The 22,933-nt window shown below is 66.3% G+C and carries 14 protein-coding genes; 3 read left to right on the top strand and 11 right to left on the bottom strand.

Annotation, left to right across the window (positions count from 1 at the left end; translation table 11 throughout):
* Positions 1–234: 234 nt before the first annotated feature.
* The 5 genes from QX121_RS13855 to QX121_RS13835 form a co-directional block, all read right to left on the bottom strand.
* Positions 235–1,686, bottom strand: a complete 1,452-nt coding sequence (locus tag QX121_RS13855) for an aldehyde dehydrogenase (RefSeq protein ID WP_315812217.1) — start codon at positions 1,684–1,686, stop codon at positions 235–237.
* A gap of 9 nt (positions 1,687–1,695) precedes the next feature.
* A complete protein-coding gene (locus tag QX121_RS13850) occupies positions 1,696–2,445 on the bottom strand; it encodes an ABC transporter ATP-binding protein (RefSeq protein ID WP_315812216.1) in 750 nt (249 codons plus the stop codon).
* Positions 2,438–4,108 (bottom strand): branched-chain amino acid ABC transporter ATP-binding protein/permease, encoded by a 1,671-nt coding sequence (locus tag QX121_RS13845; RefSeq protein WP_315812215.1) that lies wholly within the window; start codon positions 4,106–4,108, stop codon positions 2,438–2,440. The genes QX121_RS13850 and QX121_RS13845 overlap by 8 nt, the downstream gene beginning before the upstream one ends.
* Positions 4,105–4,980 (bottom strand): branched-chain amino acid ABC transporter permease, encoded by an 876-nt coding sequence (locus tag QX121_RS13840; RefSeq protein WP_315812214.1) that lies wholly within the window; start codon positions 4,978–4,980, stop codon positions 4,105–4,107. Before QX121_RS13840 ends, QX121_RS13845 begins: the two co-directional genes overlap by 4 nt.
* 78 nt (positions 4,981–5,058) lie before the next feature.
* The gene (locus tag QX121_RS13835) at positions 5,059–6,276 is read right to left on the bottom strand and encodes an amino acid ABC transporter substrate-binding protein (protein ID WP_315812213.1); all 1,218 of its coding nucleotides are present in this window, start codon (positions 6,274–6,276) and stop codon (positions 5,059–5,061) included.
* A 162-nt stretch (positions 6,277–6,438) separates the two neighbouring features.
* Between QX121_RS13835 and QX121_RS13830 the strand changes: the two genes are divergently transcribed.
* Both QX121_RS13830 and QX121_RS13825 read left to right on the top strand, forming a co-directional pair.
* Positions 6,439–7,389: a helix-turn-helix domain-containing protein gene (locus tag QX121_RS13830; protein WP_315812212.1), complete on the top strand. Its 951-nt coding sequence runs from the start codon at positions 6,439–6,441 to the stop codon at positions 7,387–7,389.
* A gap of 1,069 nt (positions 7,390–8,458) precedes the next feature.
* Positions 8,459–11,524, top strand: coding sequence for an ATP-binding protein (locus QX121_RS13825; RefSeq protein WP_315812211.1), 3,066 nt, complete (start codon positions 8,459–8,461; stop codon positions 11,522–11,524).
* Positions 11,525–11,532: 8 nt separating this feature from the next.
* On the opposite strand, the gene QX121_RS13820 is transcribed toward QX121_RS13825, so the two are convergent.
* The 3 genes from QX121_RS13820 to QX121_RS13810 form a co-directional block, all read right to left on the bottom strand.
* A complete protein-coding gene (locus tag QX121_RS13820) occupies positions 11,533–14,652 on the bottom strand; it encodes an NAD(P)-binding protein (RefSeq protein WP_315812210.1) in 3,120 nt (1,039 codons plus the stop codon).
* A 365-nt stretch (positions 14,653–15,017) separates the two neighbouring features.
* Positions 15,018–16,397, bottom strand: a complete 1,380-nt coding sequence (locus QX121_RS13815; protein ID WP_315812209.1) for an ATP-binding protein — start codon at positions 16,395–16,397, stop codon at positions 15,018–15,020.
* On the bottom strand, positions 16,397–17,119 hold the full coding sequence (locus tag QX121_RS13810; RefSeq protein ID WP_315812208.1) for a response regulator transcription factor: 723 nt from the start codon (positions 17,117–17,119) through the stop codon (positions 16,397–16,399). The genes QX121_RS13815 and QX121_RS13810 overlap by 1 nt, the downstream gene beginning before the upstream one ends.
* A 414-nt stretch (positions 17,120–17,533) precedes the next feature.
* On the opposite strand from QX121_RS13810, the gene QX121_RS13805 reads away from it, so the two are divergent.
* Positions 17,534–19,825, top strand: a complete 2,292-nt coding sequence (locus tag QX121_RS13805; RefSeq protein WP_315739500.1) for a polysaccharide biosynthesis tyrosine autokinase — start codon at positions 17,534–17,536, stop codon at positions 19,823–19,825.
* Positions 19,826–19,877: 52 nt separating this feature from the next.
* On the opposite strand, the gene QX121_RS13800 is transcribed toward QX121_RS13805, so the two are convergent.
* The 3 genes from QX121_RS13800 to QX121_RS13790 all read right to left on the bottom strand — a co-directional run bounded on the left by QX121_RS13800 (position 19,878) and on the right by QX121_RS13790 (position 22,570).
* Positions 19,878–20,138, bottom strand: coding sequence for a hypothetical protein (locus QX121_RS13800; RefSeq protein ID WP_315739498.1), 261 nt, complete (start codon positions 20,136–20,138; stop codon positions 19,878–19,880).
* 119 nt (positions 20,139–20,257) lie between these two features.
* On the bottom strand, positions 20,258–21,292 hold the full coding sequence (gene opgC / locus QX121_RS13795) for an OpgC domain-containing protein (protein ID WP_315812207.1): 1,035 nt from the start codon (positions 21,290–21,292) through the stop codon (positions 20,258–20,260).
* A 168-nt stretch (positions 21,293–21,460) separates the two neighbouring features.
* Positions 21,461–22,570, bottom strand: a complete 1,110-nt coding sequence (locus QX121_RS13790) for a WecB/TagA/CpsF family glycosyltransferase (protein ID WP_315739495.1) — start codon at positions 22,568–22,570, stop codon at positions 21,461–21,463.
* Between the last annotated feature and the right edge of the window lie 363 nt (positions 22,571–22,933).

The raw sequence follows: 22,933 nt of genomic DNA, 5'->3' as shown, positions 1-22,933 counted from the left end.
TGATCCGAACGTCCGGCAAGAGAAGGGCCGCAGCAAACTGAATCGATCTAAAACCGTTGGAATTTCTTTAAAGTAGCGCGCCTGTCTGCCGCAACCAGCGGAGCTACAACGTGAATTTCGATCGCGCCTCGCACCATCGACACATATCGAAAAGCTGCCGCGCATGGCCGCGCGGAACGCAACCGGCTCTGGCTGCATCCGACGATGCGCCAGGGCCGGGCCGCAAACGCCGTCTCAGAATGGATAGTGCCGTTCGCCGGTCTGCACCGTGATCCAGCGCAGCTCGGTGAACTCGTCGATCGCGGCCTTGCCGCCGAAGCGGCCATAGCCGGAGGCCTTGACGCCGCCGAACGGCATCTGCGGCTCGTCATGCACCGTCGGCGCGTTGACGTGGCAGATGCCGGACTCGATGCGCTTGGCGACGCCGATCGCGCGGGCGATGTCGCGGCCGAACACCGCCGACGACAGACCATATTCGGTGTCGTTGGCGACGCGCACGGCCTCGTCGACGCCGCTGACGCGCACGATCGTCACCACCGGGCCAAAGCTCTCCTCGCCATAGATGCGCATCGCCGGCGTGACGTGATCGACGATGGTCGCGGGCATGATCGTGCCGCTGCCGCGGCCGCCGGCGGCCAACACGGCGCCCTTGGCCACCGCGTCCTCGATCAGGCCGCCGACACGGTCGCAGGCGGCGGCGCTGACCAGCGAGCCCAGCACCACATCGCCCTTGCGCGGATCGCCGTAAGGCAGGCTGTTGGCCTTGGCGGCGAACTTTGCGACGAATTCATCCGCCACCTTGTCGTCGACCACGATGCGCTCGGTCGACATGCAGATCTGGCCCTGGTTCATGAAGGCGCCGAACGCGGCGGCATTCACCGCGGCGTCGAGATCGGCATCGTCGAGAATGACCAGCGGCGCCTTGCCGCCGAGCTCGAGCAGCGCGCGCTTCAGATGCCTGGCACAGGCGATGGCGATGAGACGGCCGACGCGGGTCGAGCCGGTGAAGTTGACGCGCCGGATCGCGGGATGGGCGATCAGCGCCTCGACCACCGCCTGCGCATCCTCGGGCGCATTGGTGACGACGTTGACGACGCCGTCGCCGAGACCGCCTTCGGCCAGACACGCGCCGATCAGCCGGTGCACGCCCGGGCTCATCTCCGAGGCCTTCAGCACCACGGTGTTGCCGCAGGCGAGCGGCATCGCCACCGAGCGGACACCGAGGATGACCGGCGCATTCCACGGGGCGATGCCGAGCACGACGCCGACCGGCTGGCGATGCGCCAGCGCAATGTTGTCGGGCACGTCGGTCGGGATCACCTCGCCCGCGATCTGCGTCGTCATCGCCGCGGCCTCGCGCAGCATGCCCTCGGCGAGATGCACGTTGAAGCCGGCCCAGCCCGCCGTGGCGCCGGTCTCGGCCATCATCAGCGCGATGAACTCCGGGGCGTTGCGCGCCAGCGCATCCGCAGCCGCATTGAGCCGCTTGCGGCGCTCGCCCGGGCCGAGCCGGGACCACGCCGGAAATGCCGCCGCGGCGGCATCGGCGGCGCGCAGCGCGTCATCGATCGACGCCGCCGCAACGATGGTTGCGATCTCGCCGCTGATCGGATTGAGCCGCTGGAAGGTGCGCTGGTTGGTGGCGGACTGGTCCTTGCCGCCAATCAGGAGATTGATCGCGTTCATGGGGCGCTCCTAGGTCGATCGGGTTGTTACGGTTGCGGAAGCCGGCGCGCGCGACTGGCCGAGATAGGCGCGCTGGATGTCGGGATTGTTCTTCATCTCGGACGCCGGCCCCCGGCCGGCGTTGCGCCCCTGCTCGATCAGGTAGACGCGGTCGGCGATGTCGAGGCTGGCGCGCGCGTTCTGCTCGACCATCAGGATGCCGACGCCATCGCCGCGGATCGTCCTCAGCGCGCGGAACACCTCGCGGCTCAAGAGCGGCGACAGGCCGAGCGACGGCTCGTCGAGCAGCAGCAAATCGGGCCGCGACATCAGTGCGCGGCCGATCGCGACCATCTGCTGCTCGCCGCCACTCATGGTGCGCACCGCCTGCCCCATGCGCTCGGTGAGGCGCGGAAACAACGCGAGCACGTGCGCGAGCCGCGCGGCCTCGCCGTCGCGGGCGCGCGAAGGATAAGCGCCGAGCTGGAGGTTCTCGGCGACGGTGAGATCGCCGAACACGCCGCGGCCTTCCGGGACCAGCGCGATGCCGCGCTCGACGATCAGATGCGGCGCGAGCGAGCCGATGTCCGTCCCGCCGAGCCGGATCACGGCTCCGGGCGACGGCTGGATCAGTCCCGCGATCGCCTTCAGCAGCGTCGACTTGCCGGCGCCATTGGCGCCGAGGATGGCGACGATCTCGCCGCGCGCGACCTCGAGCGCGACATCGGTGAGCGCCTGGTGCTTGCCATAGGCGTGCGACAGCCGCTTGATCTCAAGCATCGGGCTCTCCGAGATAGGCTGTGATCACCGCGGGATCGGCGAGCACCTCGTCCGGCGTGCCGCGCGCGATCACGACGCCCGCGCTCATAACCACGCAGCGGTCGCACAGCGCGCGGATCGCATCCATCACATGCTCGACCATCACGATGGTGATGCCGCGGTCGCGCAGCGAGGCGATCAGCTCGATGCCGGTCTCCAGCTCGGTCGGATTGAGCCCAGCCAGCCATTCGTCGAGCAGCACAAGACGCGGATGCAGCGCCAGCGCGCGGGCCAACTCCAGCCGCTTCTGGTCGATGTAAGTGAGGTCGCCCGCCGGCATCTCCGCCATGCCATCGAGGCCGACCAGGGCGAGCAGCTCATGGATCGATTCTGCGGCCGCACCGGTCTGGCGCGTGCGGAACAACGCCGCCGCCGCGACATTCTCGGCGACCGTCAGGTCCGGCATCACCCGCACCAACTGGAAGGTGCGGGCGACGCCAAGCCGCGCAATCCGGTGTGCCGCAAGACCGCTGATGACGATGCCACCGAAGCGAATCGTGCCGGCCGAGGGCACGAGCGCGCCCGAGAGCATGTTGAGCAGCGTCGTCTTGCCGGAGCCGTTGGGACCGATCACGCCGAGGATCTCGCCCGCGCGGACGTCAAGGCCCACGCTGTCGACGGCGCGCAGGCCGCCGAAGGATTTGCCGACGGCCTCCGCAACGAGCAGCGGCCGACCGTCCTGCTCGGGCTTCGCGGGCACGACCCGGCGCTCCCGCCGCCAGGTGCTGTCGACGAGGCCGATCACACCGCGCGGCAGCGCCATCACGATGCCGATGAAGATGAGGCCGAGCACGATGCTGAAATGATTGGGCAGCGCCGCGGTCAGCACCTCGAACAGCAGCACCAGCGGGATGACGCCGAGCACCGGGCCGATCAGCGATCCTGCGCCGCCGAGCAGCGCCATGATCACGACCTGGAACGAGATCATCGGGTTGAACGCGATCGCCGGATCGATATAGGTCCAGCGCGGTGCCATGATTGCGCCGGTCACCGACATGAACACCGCGCTGAGGATGAAGACTCCGAGCTTCACCGCGGTCGCATCGATGCCGGAATGGCGCGCGGCGGTCTCGTCGGCGCCGATCGCGCGCAGCGCGAGGCCATAGCGCGAGCGCGTCAGCAGAAAGCCGGCGAGGAAGACCAGCGCCGTCAGCGCGCAGAGCTGCCAGTACAGCATCTCCTGGGTGATGTCGCTGAACAGATAGCGGCCAACGGATTTGTGGATGTTGACCTCGTACCAGATCACGAGCTGGCGGATCAGCTCGGCGAGGCCGAACGAGAAGATGATGAAGTAGATGCCGGACAGCCGCAGCGTCGACAGGCCGGTGATGGCCGCGACGACAGCGCCGACACCCCCAGCGGTCATCAGTTGCAGCGGCCAGCTCAGCGTCTCGCCCGTCACCGCCGCCGTATAGGCGCCGATGCCGAAGAACGCAGCCGTCGCCAGCGAGACGTAGCGGGTCGGTCCGGAGAACATTGCCCAGGCGGTTGCCAGCACGGTGAAATAGAGAATGCTGATGCCGAGCGCGAGATAGTAGCCGTTGGCGTAGAGCGGCAGCGCAACTGCCGCGGCAACGCCGACGAGCCCGATGCACCAGGCGAGAATCTTGCCGGGGCTGATCACGACGCCGCCTTTCCGAACAGCCCGGTCGGCCGGATCAGCAGCACGGCGAGAAACATCGCAAACGTCGCCGCCAAGGTCAGCCCGGGATCGACCAGCCGCGCCACCGCGGTCTCGACGACGCCGAGCAGTAGCCCTGCGGCCAGCGCGCCCATGACGTTGCCGACGCCGCCCATGATCACCACCACCAGCGCCTTCATCGTGAACACGACGCCCATCGAGGCATTGAAGGTGAGGAACATGCTGACCAGCACGCCGCCGGCCGCAACCAGTCCACCGCCGAACGCAAACGCCAAGCCTGCGAGCCAAGCGACATCGATGCCGACCAGCCGCGCGGCATTGGCATCGACCGCGACGGCACGCACGGCTGTGCCGATCCTTGTCCGCGTCAGCGCGAGATAGACGCCGGTGCCGATCAGCGCGGCGAAGCCGAGCGCGACCAGCCGGTTCACCGCGAGCGTCGAGCCGAGCACCGTCACGGGAATGGAGAGATAGCTATAGCTGTAATACTGCCCGCCGAAGGCCACCAGCATGACGCCCTGGATCACGAACAGCACGCCGAAGGTGACGAGGATGCTGTCAACCTCTTGCGCGCCGGCGTCCTTGCCGCGGCGGATCAGGCGCTGCAGCAACAGCCTGTAGAGCAGCCAGTTCAGCAGTCCCGCGGCGGGCATCGCGAGCAGCAGCGCCAACAGCGGGCTCAGTTGCAGGCCAGAATAGAGCGACAGCGTACCGAAGGCGGCCGCCACCAGCGACTCGCCATAGGACAGGTTCATGATGCGCGCCACGCCATATTGCAGCGTGAGCCCGAGCGCGATCAGTGCATACATGCCCCCCAGCACGAGGCCGGGCAGCAGGATGTCGAACATCAGCATGTGACGGGCGCCTCTTGCGCGAGGCCCGCGGACGCGCGCCGGATCGCGCGCGCCCTCGAGCTCACGACATCGTTTCGGCTATTTCCATTCAGGCTTCGGCACGACCGCCGCGCGTGCACCAGGCAGCGAGGCCGGCGCCAGCGCATAGAACTCGCCGTTCTGCCACTGACCGACGCTCCAGACCTCCTGCAGCAGGCCGTCCTTCAGCTTCACCTTGCCGATGATGGTGTCGAAGGTCCCTTCGCGGATCTCCTTGGCGACAGCGGCGCGATCGACCTTGCCGACCTTCTCCACGGCCTGCTGCAGAACCTGCAGGCTCGCATAGGTAATCGGGCTCGCCCAGCGGTCCGGCTCCTGCCCGGTCGCCGCCTTGTGACGGGCGAGATAGTCCTTCAGCGGTACGGCGTCGGCGTTCCAGCCGCCGATGCCCATGACGCCGTCGCTGCCCGCGCCGAACTTGGCCTTGAACAGGGGAAACGCTGTGCCGACGCCGACGTAGAAGATCTTCGGATTGTACTTGAGCAGCTGCGCCTGCTCGGTCAGCCCGATCGTATCCGGCGGATAGCTGAAGGCGATGAAGGCGTCCGCGTTTGTCGCGATCGCATCCTTGAGCAGCGGCTGCAGATCCTGCGACCCCATCGGATAGGTCTTGTCATAGGCCACCGTCAGCCCGGCCTTCTTGAAGGCCTCGCGCCCCGCCGCAGCGAGCTCGATACCGAACTGGTCGGCGACGCTGACCATCGCGACGGTGCCGCCGATCTTGTCCTCGCTCTTGAGCTTGCCGAGCAGCTCGGCGAGCGCATTGGAAATCTGCGCCGAGGTGCCGAGCCAGAAGGTGGCATTGGCCCAGCGCTTGGCGAGCTCCGGCGCCTTGTCGGTCACCGACGTCACCGCGAGATGCGGATAGCCGAGCCGGTTGAGAGTCGGACCGACCGCGAGGTTGAGACCGGTGCCCCAGGGCGACAGGATGAAGTCGACCTTGTCCTGATTGGCGAGGCGTTCGATCGCCTTCACCGCTTCTTCCGACGAGCTGCGGTCGTCATATTCGACGATCTCGACCGGCAGGCGCTTGTCGCCGAGCTTGATGCCGCCGGCCGCGTTCACGTCCTTCACCCAGAGCTGATAGTTGGGCAGCGTGGTGATGCCGGCGCCGCCGGCATAGGGGCCGGTCTTCGAGATCGCATAGCCGATGCGGATCTTGTCCTGCGACTGTGCCTGGGCGGCCGATACGGCAAAGCCGGCTGCGATCGCCGCCCCCGCGATCCGCAACACCTGACGACGGTTGGTCGAAGTCATCTGTCTGTCCTCCTCCCATGTTCACGCGCGCGGACCGCGCGGGTGAATCGGTGACGTTCCTCTGCCCCGGCGTCGTCCGCGGTTTTTTGTTTGCGGTCGTCGGGACTTGACGAGGGAAACACCGCAGGCTTGGGTGGCGCAATGGACAGTTCCGGTAAAAGAGTGCACTTTTCTGGGGCGGCGACTGCGCGTAATGCCGCGCCTCGGACGCTGCCGCCGACGGCCCGTGGCACCCCGGCAGCGCTCGGGGCCGAAGTCATTCCCTCGCATTTCGAGGCACGGCGCTGGGCCCTGCGCTCGGATGCCGCGCGGCCGTTCGTCCACCTGCTCTGCCTGACCGCCGGAACGGCCTCGGTACGCTTCGCCGAAGACGACATCCAGATCTGGGCCGGTGCGGCGCTGGTCTGGGTGCCGGCGGGAGGGGCCGAGCATCTCGACGTCGCGGCCGGTTCCGCCGGCCATCTCCTGCGGCTGCGCTCCGGGCTCTGGCACCGCCACCTGCCCTCCTCGGCCGAGCCCGCCTATCTCGACCTCGCAGGCACGGAGGCCGTCCTGGCCTTCTCCGTCACGACCGAGTTCGCCGCGGTCATCGCGCGCTCGATGGCGGCGATCGCAGCCGAGATCGAAAATCCCTCACGGCGCGGCGCGGCCTCGATCATCTCGTCGGAGCTGACCCTGTGCGTGCTGCGCTTCTGGCGGCTCTTTGCCGACGAGAGCGCCGGCGAGGCGCAAGGCTCCAGCGCCGAGATCCTGAGCCGCTTTCGCCGGCTCGTCGAGGAACGCTTTCATCAGCAACTGCGGGTCGCCGACTACGCTGCGCTGCTCGGCGTGACGCCGGATCGCCTGCACGCGCTGTGTACCCGCATGCTGCAGCGGTCACCGAGCGCGCTGATTCAGCAACGCGTCATTCAGGAGGCGGCGACCCGGCTCGAAACCACCACCGCGACGATCAAGCAGATCGCCTTCGCGCTCGGCTTCAAGGACAGCGCCTATTTCAACCGCTTCTTCGTCAGGCACACCGGTCAATCACCGGGCGCGTGGCGCAAAGGTGTTTCGTCGCAGCGGACCAAAGGCCAGTCACGGGCCATCCTCAACTTCGCCGACTGGCCGTGACAGAGCGGCGCAGCCAGGCGCCTCGGTCACCCTCTTCGTCATTTCAGGACGACGCGTCAGCGTCGGACCAGCAAATCTCAGGCTCGGACGGGCGGCGCAACCGCTGGATGCTCAATGCGCCGAGAAACGCATTTCCGCTGCGCGATCAAGCTGATTTGGCCTGTCCAGTCCCCGCGCCGAAAATATTCTACTTTCGTTTTTCCGGAAATCATGGTTCTATCCCCCCATCCCGTCTCGAGCTGAGGGGCGTATCGCGGTCGTCACGACATGCGAGGCGGGGAGCGGTGGGCGTGGTGGATTGCAGCGCGGGTTGCTCGCGCCGACGAACAATCCGCCACGCACGGTCAAGTCGCTCGGTCCTGATATCCCGATGCTGATATCAACTCACGTCGAGGCTTTGCTTCGCGTGGGGATGGTGGCCAGAAAGCCCGGCGCACCAGGGAGAAAGCGAAGCAGCCGTTCAACCATCGCGCAGGGAGGGCCGGATTTCCGGCTGACCTGTGGTACCTGCCGCCTGCATTTTTTTCGCAGGCGGGCCACGGGCCTCAGTCGAGGTCCGGCCTTCCCTGCGCCCTCACGCTTTCCCGGGGGCCTCACGATGCATCACCCGGACGGGGCATCCGCCGCGGGATCGCGAGATCATGCGCGACTCTCTCCGCAGGAGAGGCGACCTGTTGTGCCCACATCGAAGGCAAATCGTCGCAGCCTTGAACGGTCCCGCCAGCATCGAGGACTCCCGAGGGAGCCGTCCGACATCGTTCCCGCTCCCCGGAGCGATCGCGAGTATTGCGGCACCGTTGCTACCTTGCCACGAATGCGCTATGAGTTGGACATGATCAGCCGGTCCTGGTCGCGCTCAAAATGCCAGTACCGCAAACCGATGCATCGCGCTCGGCGCGCGACGTCGGTCGATACGGACGCCGTGACCGCGCCCGCATCGCCAGCTCCGCGCTTCGCGCTCATTCGCATTCCGTAGCCGTGTCCGGGAGCCCGAACGCAGATGGATTGTGAAACCTGTGGTCGCCCCAATCCACCGGGCTCGGACGTATGCGGCGGGTGTGGCGGGGTATTGCGGCAGCCGTCATCCGATACGACGACGAACTCGCGCCTGCTCGGCATGCATCGCGCCGAGCGGCGGCAGGTCACGGCGCTGATCTGCGATCTCGTCGGCTCCGTCTCGCTCACCGTCAGGCTCGATCCGGAGGATATGACCAGCGTCATCGACGCCTTCCTGACGACCTGCGAAAACGTCATCGGCCGCCATGGCGGCGCCATCACGCAATATGCCGGCGACGGCGTGCTCGCGTATTTCGGCTATCCGCGTGCCGGGGAAGATGATGCGGCCACCGCGATCCGCGCCGCCATCGCCCTGCGCGACGCCGTCGGCCGGCTCGAGGCGCCGCACGGACAGGCGCTGCGTCTGCGCATCGGCATCGCAACCGGCCTCGTCGTGGTCAGCGACCTGCTGCCCCGCGCCGACGGCCGCCCGGTCGACATCGTCGGCGAGACGCCGAATCTCGCGGCGCGGCTGCAATCGATCGCCGCCCCCGACAGCATCGTCGTGGCCCGGACGACCGAGCGCATCGCGCGCGGCATGTTCGACTTCCGCGATCTCGGCACGTTCGCGCTGAAGGGATTCGCCGCACCGGTCGAGGCGTTCGAGGTGCTGGAGGAAGCCGCCGTCGCGAGCCGTTTCCACGCCCGCATTCGCGGCGAAAGCTCCCCTCTGGTCGGACGCGACCAGGAGCTGGCGCGTCTGTTCGATTGCTGGGCGGCGGCGCGGTTCGGCAGCGGACAGGTGGTGCTGCTCCATGGCGAGCCGGGCATCGGCAAGTCGCGGCTGGTCGAGGAGCTGCGCCGGCGCGTGGCCGACGTCTCCCAACTGCAGATGATCTGGTACTGCAGCCCCACCCGCTGTGACAGCGTGCTGTATCCGATCTCGGAACAGCTCGCGCTCATCGCCGGCTTCGACCGCTCCGACGGCGCTGCGACGCGTCGCGACAAGCTCGATCGCTTCATGAACGAGCACGGCGTCGGCGACGCCACGGCGCGCGCCGTGCTCGCCGATGTCCTGGGCGTCGCTCCCGAGCCGGACGGTCCCCTGCAGACGATGACCGTCGAGAAGCGCTCGGAGGTCACGCGGGAGACGCTGCTCCGGCTGATCGACCTGATGGTGCCGACCGGGCCCGCGCTGCTGGTGCTGGAAGACGCGCATTGGAGCGACACGACCACGCTGGAGCTGCTCGATCGGGCGATCCGGCGCGCCGGACAACGCCGCTGGCTGATCGTGGTCACGGCGCGGCTCGAATATGAGCCGCCCTGGGCCGCGAGCCCGCAGGTCACGCGGCTCCAGCTCGGACGATTGAGTCACGGCGACGCCGAGCGGATCTGCGCCCATGTGGCCGCTTCGGCCGCGCTGCCCGCGACGACGCTGCACCAGATCGTGAGCCGCGGCGAGGGCATCCCGCTGTTCCTGGAAGAGCTCGCGAAGTACGTCATCGAAGCCTCGGCGGCGCCGGCTTGGGACGGTCATGCGAGCGTGGCCATCCCCGCCTCGGTGCAGGATTCCCTTGTGGCGCGGCTCGACCGATTGGGACCGGCGCGACGGATCGCCAATCTCGGCGCCGCCATCGGCCGCCGCTTCAGCTACGATCTGTTGTCGGCCATCGTGGCGGAGCCCGAAGCCAGGCTCGGCGAGAGCCTGGATCAGCTCGTCAAGTCCGGCCTCGTGGAGAGCAGCGGCGCGCCGCCCGACAGCCTCTACACGTTCAAGCACGCGCTGATCCGCGACGCCGCCTACGAGTCCCTGCTCCGGCGCGAACGCCAGACATTGCACGGCCGGATCGCGGCCGTGCTGCGCGATCGCTTTCCCGAGACGCGGGACACCGAGCCGGAGTTGCTGGCCTACCATTTCACCGAGAGTGGCGCGATCGCCGAGGCCATCCCATTATGGGCGGCCGCGGGTCGGCGTGCCGCCTCGCGCGCCGCGCATGTCGAAGCGGCACGACATCTGCAAACGGCGCTCGACCTGCTGCGTCATCAATCCGCCGAGGGCGAGCGCGCCGGACTGGAGCTCGAGCTCCTGATCGGGCTTGCCGTCAGCCTCGCCGCCTCGCGCGGCTACACCGTGCCCGAGGTCGGCAAGGCGCTTTCCGAGGCAAGGGCGATCTGCGACGCGCTCGGCAACACCGCCGGCCTGTTCGCCGTGCTGCGCGGCATCTGCAGTTTCCTGATCATCGCGGGCGATCTCGACGGTGCCGAGGAGATGGCGCATCTGTGCCTGGGGATCGGCGAACAGACCGGCCTCCCCGAGCACCGGATCGAGAGCGGCATTGCCTTGGGCTACATTCTCTTCGCCAGAGGCGACCTCCCCGCCGCGCGCCGGCTGCTGGCCGCCGCGGTGCAGCTCTATCAGGTGTCGGACGGCGCGCGGCTGCCGCAACTGTCCTCGCAGGATCCGCTGGTCGCCGGCCAGGCCTCGCTGCTGCAGGTGCTGCATGCGATGGGAGACGATGCCGGCGCGGCCGCGATCGCCAGCGATCTCATCGCGCATGCGCGCCGGCTCGGACGCCCGTTCGACCTCGCCTGGGCGCTGTCGTGGCTCGCCTTCTATCAGCTCGCACGCGGCGACTATGAGGATGTCCTCCTCGCGACCGAGGAGGCCCTGAGCATCTGCCGCGACCATGGCTATCCGCTCTATCAGCTGGTGGCGGGCAGCCTGGAGGCGCACGCCCGCGGCCATCTCGGCAAGAATCCAGACGAGGCGCTCGCGGCTGCGTGCGAGGCACTGCCGGCGTTCCAGACGCTCGGCATGATGCATTTCTCCTGCTTCTATCTCGGCGAGGTCGCCGGCCTGCAACTGATCGTCGGCAAGACGGCCGAGGCGATGCAGACGATCGACGCGGCGATCGACGCCGCGCGGCGCTATGGCGACGGCTATTTCCTGTCGCCGCTGCATCGGCGGCGCGCCGAGATCCTGGCCGCCCTGCCCGACACCGCACCGGGGCAGGTGACGGCCGCGCTACGCGAGGCCGTCACGGTCGCCGAGGCGCAAGGCGCGTCGGCGTTCCTGCGCCGGGCAGCGGCGCGGCTCGCCGCCATCGACGATGACGCGCCGAGGCGACAATCGGCGTGACGAGCTGCTCAGGCCATGGGGCTGGCCATGGCGACGGTGAAATCGATCTCGGCCCAGATGCGCGTGGTCGCGGTCAGCACGAGCTTGCCGTCGACGGGCGTGCCGAGCCCGAGGTCGCGAATGAACGGCAGGCTGTCGAGAGCGCTCATCTCGATCGACCAGTTGCCCGACTGCAATTGCCAGCTGCGCAGCCCCGTCAGGTCGAGCGCGCCGTTCAACAGCGTCTTGTAGCTCGCCGCGGTGAGGCTGTCCGCCGACCGCGCCTGCTTGAGATAGAACACGGGGATCGGCAGGCCCCAGACGCCGCCCAGGAACGACGCCATGCCCGGCCCGCTCGTGAGCTGCTTCATTCGCTCTTGGTCGGCCCCGGCACAGAGCTGCTGGAACGCATCCGCCGGAGAGGCCGCTGCCGTCGGGAGCGATCCCGCCGTGCCTTCGATTCGGATGATGCGCTGCTGGGAGGCGTGGGCCTCCGGCCCGTAGCTGGCAATCGCCAGCCCCGAGACGTCGAACGGATCGTTCGATGGTGCGCTGGCGGGCTGGGCGATGGTCGCGTGATATTTGGGAAAGCCCCAGAGCTCCTGCCCCGCAACCACCGACCAGGCATTGTCGACGAACAGATAGGCCGGCACGAAACCGATCGATTTCGGCAGCAAAGCGCCGCGCTCATAGCTGCCGACCAGGAGCCACAGCCCGATATCGGTCTCGGACATCGTGCCCTGCTCCGCGAAGGGCGGCGTGGCGGCCTGGCTCTTGCGCACCTGGATGACGTTGACGAAGGCCATGTCCAGCATCACGCGGAACTGGTCGCGGCCGGCGACGCGGTTGAAGGAGCGGTCGAGAAATCGCTGGCAGGCGCCGAGGTCGGCCGGCACGGCGAAGCCGTAGAAGGTCGAGTCGTTGCAGAGGTAGGGAGCCGGCGGAAGCGTGATCCATCCGGCGTAGTTGACGTAGGCGTTGGTGATGTAGGGTTCGGGACTGGTCGAGACGATCGGAATGTAGACGCCCGACAGCGCCGAGGCGGCGGCAAGGCCAGACATCGCCGCGACCTCCACGCACCCGGCGTTGATCTCGGGCACGCGGGTCCAGTCGCCGGCGAGGAAGAGATTGTCGTAGCCGGACTTGCCGGGCTCCATCCGATGCCGCAGCGTGCCCGGCAGGCTCAGCACGTAGCGCTCGCTCGGATTGATGTTGGCGCGCCAGAACTGAAAGTCGAGCCGCGCCGATCCGCTGATGTCGCTCGGCGCATGCAGGAGATCCCAGCGGAACGTGCTGCCGCTGCCGATGTTGGTCCACAGCGTATCGAGCCACGAGGTCATCCAGTCGTTGGATGCGCCCTTCACATAATCAGCAGCCAGCTCTTCATTGTTCGGCGCGCTCTCGTCGCTCATGATGGCGCAATAATAGGCGACCGAGCGCGGCCCCGGCGCCGGCCAGTCCTCGGCCGGCAGCAATTGCGACATGTCGGAATAGGTGTCGAGCGGCGGCTTGCAGGTGGTGACGATCGGCCCCATCGTCTCGAGCGACGGCCCAGGCGCCACGTAGGGACCGCCGAGATCTGCGACCGCGCAGTCGAGCCAGAGCTGCAGCGCCATGGTGCGCACGGTTGGGAGATTGTCGACCATGTCGGCCCAGGCCGGTTTCTGCTGCACCAGAGACTGGCAGATCTCATTGAGCGCGCCGACCGAGATGCCGAGGACCACCTTGTCGAAATCCTCGCCGAGCTGCAGGCTGAGCCGCGCCGCCGGGGGCGGCTGTGGCGGGTTGGGAGGACCATAAGCGTTCTCGAACTTGTAGCCTTTCAGCGCGTAGTACTCGCCGTTCTCGATCTCCTTCCATTTGGGCTCGGACGGCCAGCACCAGTAATCCTTCACCAGGACCAGGGGATCATATTTGCCATCGACGAACTCGACTTGCTTGTCGATGTGGATGGTCGCGATGTTGCTGCCGTCCTCGGTCGGCTCGAGACTCGTGACCTTGTGAAAGAACTTGAAGTTCACGCCGCGCCGTGCCAGCACCTGGTAGATCGGCGTGCAGATCGTATCCCCCATGCCAACGACGGATTTATAGAAGAACGCGCCCTTGTAAGTGAAGAACAGCCGCAGCAGTCCCTGAACGGCCGAGCAGGCCGACACCTGCTGCTGCGACGGCTCGCGGGAGCCGTTACGAAAGGCGAAGATGTATTCATAGAGGGCGGTCACGATGGCATTGTTGGCGGCCTCTTCATCCTGCTGCGCCAGAAAGCTGCGGAATTCGTACCGGTCGAGAACCTCCAGGCCGTCCGTCAGGCAGTCGTTCTCGATGATGCCGAGCAGCATGCAGATGCCGAGATTGGTGAGGATCAACAGCCGCCGCAGGCCTTCCTCGAGGCCGTCGATCGTCTGGTGCTGCTTGACGATGCCGCGGAACGCATGGAGCAGCGCCGCCATGTCGCCCTGGGCATCTCGGCGGATCGCTTCGACGTCACTGTGCAGCTTCTCGCCGACGCGGTGGGCCAGCAGCAGCAGCGGATGGCCCTTGCCATCAGGCGCAACGGCCGCCAGCCGGGCCCGCCGCTCGGCGGGCATAGCGGCGATCACCTTCGCCAGCTCGGCATTCTGGTCGCCCGGCCAGTCGTCGAGGTAGTAGTTCAGGTTGAAGATGATGCTCGCGATGGTCCGCAGCAGCAGGGTCGAGAGCGGCGGCACGATGTTGTCGGCGGGTGCCCACAGGCTGTCCCGGCCAGGATAGACCGATTCATCGACATCCGGCTGGAACCAGAACGGCCAGGGCAACCATTGGCCGTCAATGTCCTCGGCGTAGAAGATCTCGTTCTGCCGCTTGAACGCATCATCGATCGTCCTGATCGGATCGCTCGGCGGCGCATCGAGTGCCTTCAGCGCTGCACGCAGGATGGTGAAGGCATTCTCGTAGAAGCCGGCCCAGATATGCAGCCCGTGCTCCTCGATGCGCTGGCCCTGCTTGGCGTTGCGTCCGCTGGCAGTCTTGCCCCCGAGGCGCCAACCGAGCTGATACAGGGTGACCTCGTAGCGCTCGCCGCGCGGATCGATCTCGCTCAAGGCAAAGGCTGCGCTCAACGCGCCGATGCCGCCGCCCAATATCGCCACGCGGGTCTTTCTTGCTGCCATGTCGATGATCCTGCCCTGACCTCGGACGTTCGTGCCCGGGCGAGCCGGTACGACGTCGTCCATCGGCGCACGGGTCCGCGGTCCGCGCGGCCCGTGCGGTTGAATGACATTCGGTACTATGGGTTTACAAAATCGGCGCCGCGCCCAGTTCAATCCGCGTGGCGATGCAATGAGGATGCATCGAATACCTATCACAATCTCCACGCGATCATCAAGCGGCGCAAGGCGCATCGTCGACCTCACGTGAGGCGACGACGGAGGCCATGGCATCCTTCCCGCCCGCTACGTCGTCATCCTCAACTTTTACGAGAATAACGACGGATTGCCACCACTCAAAGACAGCGCCCCGATCACGCCGCCGTCGATCACGCCGGATCGGAATGCACGTCGCCGGGTCCGTCGAGAAACAGCGGCAGCCGCACGACGATGCGGGCGCCGCGCGGCGCGTCGGTGATCTCGATGCTGCCGCGATGGGCCTCCACCAGCGTCCGCACCACCGCCAGCCCGAGCCCGGCTCCGCCGGTGCCGCGATTGCGCGACGTGTCCAGGCGCGTGAACGGCTCCAGCATGGCCTTGCGCTGGTCGCGGGGAATCCCAGGCCCCTCGTCATCGACCGTCAGCACGGCGTGCTCCGGCTGGCGTTGCAGCGAGACGTGCGCCGCCTCGCCATATTTGAGCGCGTTGTCGATGATGTTGGCGACGATACGGCGCAGCGCGATGCGATCGCCCAGCATCAGCAGCTCGCGCCCGTCGCCTGCATTGTCGAAGCGCACCCGCGCCCGATGCGCGCGGCGATCCTCAACCTCGGCGCGCACCAGCTCGTCGAAGGCAACGAGCTCTTGCGGCAGCTCGCCGGCACCCGCCCTGCTCGCGAGCAGCGCGTCGTCGAGCAGACGGATCATGTCGGAGATATCGACCACGGCGCGCTGCCGCTCGGCGTCATCCGGAATCAGGTCGGCACGCAGCCGCAGCCGCGTGGCAAAGGTGCGAACGTCGTGAGCAATGCCGCCGACCAGCGCCATGCGCGCCTGCATCAGATCGGCGAGCCGGTCCTGCAGTCGTCCGAACGCCGTGACCACGGCGCGAACCTCTGGCGCATTGCGGCGGACGTCGGGCAACGGTACCGCCGCCCCGCCGGGGTCGACCCGGTCGACGGCGGCCGCAAGGCGCACCAGCGGCCGCGTCTCACGCTGCATGATCAGGAGCGCGAACAGCGCGACCACCGTTCCGAACAGGCCTGCGCCGAAGCCGATCGGCAGCCCCTGTTGGGTCAGCACCAGCGACGAGCGCGAGTCCACGACGAGAACATCGCCGCCGTTCAGGCCAATGCGAAACTCCAGGGCATTCTGCGGCGCCCGCGCGAGCCGGGGCAACCACCGGCCCTCCGGCTCGGGCACGGAGGTGATGGTCAGCGGGCGCGCACCCAGCGCGCGGGCATAGGCGTCGCGCAATCCGGACCGGACCGGCGCGGGCTCTGTCCGAGGAGGCCGGACCGCCGCGTCGGCCCCGACCAGCCGGACCTCGAAGCGGTCGGAGGACACGGCATCGACGACCCGGCCCCGCTCCGTCCCGGGCGTTCGTTCGATCAGCTCGGCGAGCGCGGCCAGCCGCGTCGGCGGCGGCGTCGCGCCTTCGAGCTCGGCGGTACGGGCGCGGTAGAACCGCGCCAAGGTGACGATCCAGATCGCCAGCAGGCCGATGATGACGATGAGGCCGATACGCATCGCAAGCGTCAGCCGCATCATCACGCCACCGGCCTCACCGTCGCCGTGAACAGGTATCCGCCGTTGCGGACGGTGGTGATCAGGTTCGTTCCCGGGCTTGCGGCATCGAGCTTGCGCCGCAGCCGCGAGATCAGCATGTCGACGGTGCGATCGAACGGGTCGGCGGAGCGGCCGCGCGTCCAGTCCAGGATCTGGTCGCGGCTCAACACCCGCCGTGGCCGCTGCACGAAGCAGGCGAGCAGGTCGAATTCCGCCGAGGTCAGCTGGATCGGCGCGGCCTGCGCATCCACGATCTCGATGCTGCGGGCATCGACATCGACCACGAACCGGTCGAAACCGAAACGCCGGCTCGCGTCACGCGGTGGGCTCGCCTGGGAGCGCCGCAGCAGCGCGCGAACGCGGGCCAGAAGCTCGCGCGGTCCGAAAGGCTTGACCATGTAATCATCGGCGCCGAGCTCCAGCCCGACCACGCGATCGATCTCGTCGCTCTTGGCCGACAGCATCAGGATGGGAATGTCGTCGCTCTGCCGCAGCCGGCGGCAGATCGAAAGCCCGTCCTCTCCCGGCAGCATCAGGTCGAGAATGATGAGATCAGGCCGCAGCCTTCGCAGCACGGCATTCATCGCCGGCGCCGTGGCGGCGACCTCGATCTCGAACCCTTCCCGGCGCATGAAATCGCTGACCAGCCGGCTGATCTCCGGGTCGTCCTCCACCATCAAAAGCGTGGCCGCAGGCATGCTCATCGCCAGGACTGATGCCCAAAACCCGCGGCTTGGCAATGGGCCGGGAGTGACTGTTACAAGCCGTTACGCGGCAGCCAAATACCGGGATGCGGACGACCAGGACGCCGCCATCCGGCCGGCCGAGAAGGCCCCCGCAGGCGCAAGGCACGCCCTCCACGCAGGCGACATTTAATTTTGCAGAGCCACTTGCTGAGCAAAATCAGATTTAATATAAATTAAATCGCGCGGCACTCCAATATCATTTAATGGTTATAAAACAAGATCCTCGTTCTCGCAGGCAACCGGGCGGCTCCGACGTCCGAAGCGCAACTGAAAAGCCTCACAAAAATGCTGCACAATCCTAACGCGAGCACGGTTGCCTCCCCCTCTCCACAGGAGCAAGGTTGGGAACGTAGCGGACCCGGACCGTTCGACATGGCGCTGGGATTCCTGCGCCGGCACTATCTGGTGATCGCGATCACCACCGTGCTTTCGCTCGTGGCCAGCTTCGCCCTGCTGAAAATCCTACCGCCCACCTACTCGGCGGACGTCAAGATCATGCTCGGCACCTCGAAAGCCGCAGTTGTGCAGCCGCAACCGCCGGTTCAGGACGAGCCGCCGCTCGACATGGAATCGCAGATCGAGATCCTTAAATCGAAGTCGATCGCGACAGCGGTCATCGACAAGCTCAACCTGGCGGACGATCCCGACTTCAACGGCAAAGCCAGCCCGCTGCATGGTGCGGTTGATGCGGTTCGCCGCCTCGTGAGTTCGGCGCCGCAGCCGAACGGGCCCTCGATGGACGATCTCCTCGACGAATTCCAGCGCAGGATGAACGCCTTCAGAATTGGCACGAGCACGGTCGTCGAGGTCGATTTCAGCGCCAGCGACCCCAATCGGGCGGCGATGATCGCCAACGCCATCGTCAAGGAATATTTCGATCAGCAGTTGAAGGCGGAGGCGAACGAGCACCGCACAATCACCGCCTGGCTTCACGACCGCCTGCAAGATCTCGGCAACGACGCGACCGCCGCCGAACGCTCCGTGAACGAGCTGAAAAGCCGGTACAACATCGTCTCGGCCGACGGCAGGTTCATGGACCAGCAGCAGGTCACCGAGCTCACCAACCGTCTGGTGGCGGTGCGCACGCGTACCGCCTCGCTGATGACCCGGCTCAATCGGTTCGACGACATGCTCGCGACGAGCAATGCCGATATGACGATCGACCGCGTAGCCGCGGTCTCCGACTTCTCCCCGGCAGAGCTCAGCGGCAACGTCAATCCGCCCGACGGTCTCTCCTTGAGCAATTCGAACAGCACGCTCATCATCAACAGCTTGCGTCAGCAATATCTCGATAGCGCCAAGCGCGAGTACGAGTATTCCGCCAAATATGGCAAGGATCATATCGCGGTCGTCAATATTCGCGCGACGATGAAGAGCATCCGCCAGGCCATCGTCGACGAGGTGCGGCGCCTTGCCGACGTCGCCAAGCACGATTACGAGGAGTCCAAGCAGCAGCAGCAGGAGATCGAGAAGCAGCTGGCGCAGGCCGTTGTCCGGTCGCAGGATACCAGGGCGGCCGAGCTCAGCCTCCGCGAGCTGGAGACCAGCGCCAAGAGCTATCGTTCCCTCTACGACACCTTCCTTCAGCGCTACATGGGCTCAGTCCAGCAGGGCTCCTTCCCGATTGCGAAGGCGCGGGTGATCTCAACGGCCACGCCGCCGAAGAAGAAGATCAAGCCGAAGTCCATCGTGCTGATGGCGATCGGCCTGTTCGGCGGCCTGGCGCTCGGCGGCGGCCTGGGCCTGCTCGCAGAGGTCAAGGACCGCAGCTTTCGGACGACCGACCAGGTCGAGGATCGCCTGCGCCTGCCCTGCCTCTCAGTCGTCCCTCTGCTCAAACGAGGCGAAGTCGACAGGTTCACCAAGAAGGCGACGGTCAACGCCGTTGCCAAGGCCGACCCCGACAAGGCCGAACCCGACAGCAGCCAGCGCATGGTCTCGAGAGGCCCCGGGACCTGTTGGGCCGCATCCGCCATGCCCACCTCGCGCTTTGCCGAATCCATCCGCTCGTTGAAAGTCGCCATCGACCAGGATCCGAGCCGGACGTCGCGGAAGGTCTTCGGACTGACGTCCGCCCTGCCCAACGAAGGCAAGTCGATCATCGCCGCGTCGCTGGCTCAGCTCATCGCAAATTCAGGCAAGCGGGTGATCGTGGTCGATTGCGACCTCAGGAATCCGTCGCTTTCCGCCATGCTGGCCCCCGATGCCGGCACCGGGATCGCCGACATCGTCCTGGGAGGATGCCAGCTCGCAGACGCAGTCTGGACCGACCCGGTGACGCGCCTGGATTTTCTGCCGGGAATGGGCGCCGCACAGCGCGACACCAGCGATATCCTCGGCAACGAGCAGATGCGCAAGCTGTTCGAGCAGCTGCGGGCATCCTATGACTACGTCATCGTCGATCTTCCGCCGCTCGCGCCCGTTGTCGACGCGCGCGCCATCTCCGCGCTGCTCGACAGCTTCGTCCTCGTCGTGGAATGGGGACGCACGCCGGCCGAGGTGGTCGAGCACGCGCTGAACACAGCTCCCAACGTCTACGATGCCCTGTTCGGCGTCGTGCTCAACAAGACGAACATGAAGGCGCTGAAGCGCTACGCCAATCACTTCGGCGACTACTACAACCATAAATATTACGCTCGTTACGGGAGCGTGATGGCCGAGTAGGTCTGTCAGCGCGCGCCATCGAATGAGCCGGTGACAGAGAAGAGATCGGCCGTCAGCGCTGGTGCTCGGGGCGAATGGAGGGATGGGCGATGCCGGCACGCTCCAGAGCGCTGCGGACATAGACGCCTGAGAGATAGCCCACCTGGACTGCAATCAGACCGGCGCCGGCATACAGCGCGGCCGACAGCCCGCTGACGATCGAAGCCGCGATAGACTCCATGAAGACGATCGCGGCGAGCGCCAGCAGCGTGCGAACCGTGAACATCGTCCCGGCAACGACCCCGGCTGCAAAATGAAGCGTTATCACCCACATCAGTTCATGCCTCCTCGGGCGTCTCGAGAGGCTAGCGGCCAATGGTTAGCGATGAGCTAAGCCGCCCGGGAGGATTCGAGCAAGCGCACTGGAGCAACACTTCCAGGCGAAAGACGCCGCTACGGCCCGCTGAGCGGGTGCAGCACTGTCTGGCGGTTCTGCCAGCGTGCCCGGTAGAGCCAAAGCACCGCGGTCACCAGGACCACATCGAACAGGCCCATCATTGTCTGGCCGTAGACCTGCGGGTGAACGCCGCCCAGGAGGAGCGCGAGTTTGACCGCTTGCCGCACCACCTCCGACCCCAGGAACGCGATCAGCGAGTTCTGGCCGACGTTGAGGATGAGCGCGACCGCCGGCGATCGCCGGGTGCGCGCGAACACCGCCCACAACATCGCCAACAGCAGCGGCAATGTCCAAAGCAGGTTGAGGAGCTTGTCGAACCGATAGGGGTATTTTTCGCCATTGCTGGGAAAGCCGAGTCCGTAGTCGAGCAGCAGCCCGAAGATGAAGATCCCCGCCAGCGCCGTGTAGAACGCGGGTCCGATCAAGCGGTTGGACCGATGGAGATCTCCGAGCCAGATGCCAATCATGAAGAACATCTGCGCCTGGAGCAAGAACAGCAACAGAATGACGGCTGGATTCTCGAACTCGGTTGCCGTGGTCGTATTGCTGAACCAGGTGCAGGCCACGAAGATCGCAGCCGACAACGCGAGCACCAGGAGCCTGCGGCGCTTGAACACCAGCAGGATCAACGGAAGCAGCAGGAACATCAACCCGTAGAATTTGAGGATCGTGATGCAGGTCGGCTCGGACTGGAACGTCAGAACGTCGAAAATCGCCTGCCCCACCGGCTCTCGTTTCTTCCCCAGGACAGCCATGCCCATCGCGACCGGCACCGAGATGACGAAATAGGCGGCGAGCACCTTCAACCCGCGGACAACGAGCTCTCCGTGTCTCTCCTTGTGCAGATAAACGTACCCGACCATGAACCCCGAGATCACGACGAACAGTTCGGCGAAGGGGTTGAATTTCGTGAACAGATCGACGGAGTCCGGAAAGACGTTGGCTGTGTGATGATAGAATACGAACAGCATCGCGCAGCTTCGATAGAAGTCGATCAGAAGCTCGCGTCCTTTTGGACTTGCAGCGCTCAACGCTCAATCTCCGAACACGAGTCACTCCATGGGCGGCGATCAGCCGAGGGGCGCTGGTCGGACTCACGGCTCAGGCAATCCTTCGCAACGCCGGCGAGCGCCGCGGCGGCGATCATCGAACCACCGATTGCGGGAGCTGTGATGCGATCGGTGACGAGCCTCCCCCTGTCATTGCCGGTCCAGTCCGCCGAAGCGGAAGATGCGGGCCATCAGCGGCGAAACGCCCACGAACGTCGCTATGCAGCCATGGGCTTCCAGTTGCTTCCTCAGCATCAGCAGCAATCCGAGGAAGCGCGCATCGATGGCGCAGACGTTCGAGAAATCGAGCGTGACCGGCTTGCGGGACGCAGCAGCGGCACGGAAAACCGGGATGGCCCTGTCCACGTGGCGCGCGTCGGCGGGCCCCGACAGGCTGAGCGTGACCGCTCGCGCTCCATAGTCCTGCGTGATGGTCAGCGCCTCACCCCGCTCATGCGTGCGCCGCATCCACCAGGTCCAGACCACGAACGGCAGCACGTGGGTGAGCATGAGGCCGAGCATCGCCGTCCCATCGTTCCAGTAGCGACGCCAGAGATAGGGCTCCTCCTTGATGCGCCACAGCCACTCGAAGCCTGATCGACGCAGGATTGCAGGTGCACGCTTCACCGTCCCGGCCTGGAAGTTGAGCGCGGCACCGAGGTGGGCGCGGACCGGAATCTCGAGACGCTCATGATTGCGCTGCAACCATGATTGTCCCTTCACGCTGCTCAGAGAGGCAACCAGGAAGTCGGCCCCACTGGCATTGATCTCGTCGATGATGTGATCCCGGCTCAACTCCTCGGCCGACAAGTAGCCGGGGTTCGACCAGCCGACGCACTGCAATCCCGCCGACTGGCCGTTCAGCGTCCGGGCGGCCCGTTCGGCGGCTCCCTCCGGGCCGCCGAAAAGAAAGAGCTTCAGCGCGTTCGCTGCTCCGGCCTCCGACTTCAGCGCGTCGAAGATGTCCGCGCCGGCCGTCCGGCTCTTGATCGGAATCCCAAGCAGCCGGGCGATCCAGACCACCGGCATGCCGTCCACCGTACAGAGATCGCTCAGGATCAGCGACTCCCTGAAGCTCCTGTTCGACTGGCTGGCGACCAGGAAGTTGAGATTGGGAGTCGAGATGAGAAGCCGCGTTCTGCGTCGGGCAGCGTCGCGGATGCGGCGCAGCACGCCGCGCATGCCGATGGCATCGACCGGTATCCCGAGGACGCAATAGACGTCGCGCGCGAGGTCGTCGGGAACTGCGGGGTCGGACATGGCTGCAGCATCGGCCTCCGGCCGACCGCGACCCGTCCCGGAGCGCCCTACGCGATAGAGGGCGGATCCCAGCTCCTGCAATTCATGCGTGGTCAGCATCAGCCGCTCTCCCTCAATCTGCCCCGCCGCACGAAGATGCCGGGTTGCGGACCCCGGCCGCACCTCCCTGACGGAGGCGGGTGACCAAAATATCACTATTTAATTTTAAATCACACGACGCATTTAATACGATTTATTTGTGAATACCAGAGCAGATTTGCGGCGCAGTCGCAGCAATGTCCCCCCGGCACACAACGAGGCGCTTTTATTTAATTGCATCTCTGGATAATATCGCTCGACAATATTCCTGGCGGCTGCCGGCCC

The sequence above is a fragment of the Bradyrhizobium sp. SZCCHNR2028 genome, from assembly GCF_032380995.1.
Taxonomy (GTDB): domain Bacteria; phylum Pseudomonadota; class Alphaproteobacteria; order Rhizobiales; family Xanthobacteraceae; genus Bradyrhizobium.
Note: the sequence above shows the minus strand (reverse complement) of the source record. Positions and strands in the feature narration are given on the sequence as shown.

What these genes read in the sequence shown, in the direction of transcription:
- QX121_RS13855 (WP_315812217.1), bottom strand. Translation starts at nt 1,686, where the DNA reads ATGAACGCGATCAATCTCCTGATTGGCGGCAAGGACCAGTCCGCCACC.
- QX121_RS13850 (WP_315812216.1), bottom strand. Translation starts at nt 2,445, where the DNA reads ATGCTTGAGATCAAGCGGCTGTCGCACGCCTATGGCAAGCACCAGGCG.
- QX121_RS13840 (WP_315812214.1), bottom strand. Translation starts at nt 4,980, where the DNA reads ATGCTGATGTTCGACATCCTGCTGCCCGGCCTCGTGCTGGGGGGCATG.
- QX121_RS13835 (WP_315812213.1), bottom strand. Translation starts at nt 6,276, where the DNA reads ATGACTTCGACCAACCGTCGTCAGGTGTTGCGGATCGCGGGGGCGGCG.
- QX121_RS13820 (WP_315812210.1), bottom strand. Translation starts at nt 14,652, where the DNA reads ATGGCAGCAAGAAAGACCCGCGTGGCGATATTGGGCGGCGGCATCGGC.
- QX121_RS13815 (WP_315812209.1), bottom strand. Translation starts at nt 16,397, where the DNA reads ATGATGCGGCTGACGCTTGCGATGCGTATCGGCCTCATCGTCATCATC.
- QX121_RS13810 (WP_315812208.1), bottom strand. Translation starts at nt 17,119, where the DNA reads ATGAGCATGCCTGCGGCCACGCTTTTGATGGTGGAGGACGACCCGGAG.
- QX121_RS13805 (WP_315739500.1), top strand. Translation starts at nt 17,534, where the DNA reads ATGGCGCTGGGATTCCTGCGCCGGCACTATCTGGTGATCGCGATCACC.
- QX121_RS13800 (WP_315739498.1), bottom strand. Translation starts at nt 20,138, where the DNA reads ATGTGGGTGATAACGCTTCATTTTGCAGCCGGGGTCGTTGCCGGGACG.
- QX121_RS13790 (WP_315739495.1), bottom strand. Translation starts at nt 22,570, where the DNA reads ATGTCCGACCCCGCAGTTCCCGACGACCTCGCGCGCGACGTCTATTGC.